Source organism: Sphaerisporangium sp. NPDC088356 (genome assembly GCF_040685555.1).
GTDB lineage: Bacteria > Actinomycetota > Actinomycetes > Streptosporangiales > Streptosporangiaceae > Sphaerisporangium.
Map to the genome: position 1 here is coordinate 1 of NZ_JBFBIK010000287.1, position 1,166 is coordinate 1,166.

Annotated in this window: 2 protein-coding genes; both read left to right on the forward strand. The window is 70.2% G+C overall.

Annotated elements, in window-relative coordinates:
• Window positions 1-656 (forward strand): methionine adenosyltransferase (metK, locus tag AB0O34_RS36970; protein ID WP_363923683.1); only part of this gene is annotated, 656 nt, incomplete at its 5' end.
• An 8-nt stretch (window positions 657-664) separates the two neighbouring features.
• Window positions 665-1,166 (forward strand): homocysteine S-methyltransferase family protein (locus AB0O34_RS36975; RefSeq protein ID WP_363923685.1); only part of this gene is annotated, 502 nt, incomplete at its 3' end.

Consider the following 1,166-nt stretch of genomic DNA (forward strand, 5'->3'; position numbering starts at 1 on the left):
AGACCCAGGTCACCATCGAGTACGACGGCGACCGCCCGGTCCGCCTCGACACCGTCGTGGTCTCCACCCAGCACGCTCCCGAGATCGACCTCAAGGAGATGCTGGCCCCCGACATCCGCGAGCACGTGGTCGAGCCCGTGCTCGCCGACCTCGACCTCGACATCGAGGGCTACCGGCTGCTGGTCAACCCGACCGGCCGGTTCGAGATCGGCGGCCCGATGGGCGACGCGGGCCTGACCGGCCGCAAGATCATCGTGGACACCTACGGCGGCATGGCCCGTCACGGTGGCGGCGCGTTCTCCGGCAAGGACCCGTCCAAGGTCGACCGCTCGGCCGCCTACGCCATGCGGTGGGTCGCCAAGAACGTGGTGGCCGCCGGGCTGGCCGACCGCGCCGAGGTGCAGGTGGCGTACGCCATCGGCAAGGCGCAGCCGGTCGGTGTGTTCGTGGAGACCTTCGGCACCGAGAAGGTCGAGGTGGACAAGATCCAGCAGGCGATCCTCACGGTCTTCGACCTGCGCCCGGCCGCGATCATCCGCGACCTCGACCTGCTCCGCCCCATCTACTCGGCCACCTCCGCGTACGGCCACTTCGGCCGCGAGGGATTCTCCTGGGAGTCCACCGACCGAGCCGACGCGCTCCGCCAAGCCCTCTAGGAGGCACCATGACGACCTTCCGCGAGCTTCTGGCCCAGCGTGTCCTGGTCGCGGACGGGGCCATGGGGACGATGCTGCAGGCCTACGACCCGGCCCTCGACGACTTCGAGGGCCACGAGGGCTGCAACGAGGTACTCAACGTGACCCGCCCCGACATCGTTCGGGGCGTGCACGACGCCTACTTCGAGGTGGGCGTCGACTGCGTGGAGACCAACACCTTCGGCGCCAACCTCGCCGCCCTAGGGGAGTACGACATCCCCGGCCGCGTCTACGAGTTCTCCGAGGCTGGCGCCCGGCTGGCACGCGAGCGGGCCGACCACTGGTCGACCCCTGATCGGCCCCGGTTCGTGCTCGGGTCGATGGGCCCGGGCACCAAGCTCCCCACGCTCGGGCACAAGCCGTACGAGACGCTGCGCGACGCCTACCGCGACAACGCGGCGGGCCTGATAGCGGGCGGCGCCGACGCGCTGATCATCGAGACCTGCCAGGACCTGTTGCAGGTCAAGGCGG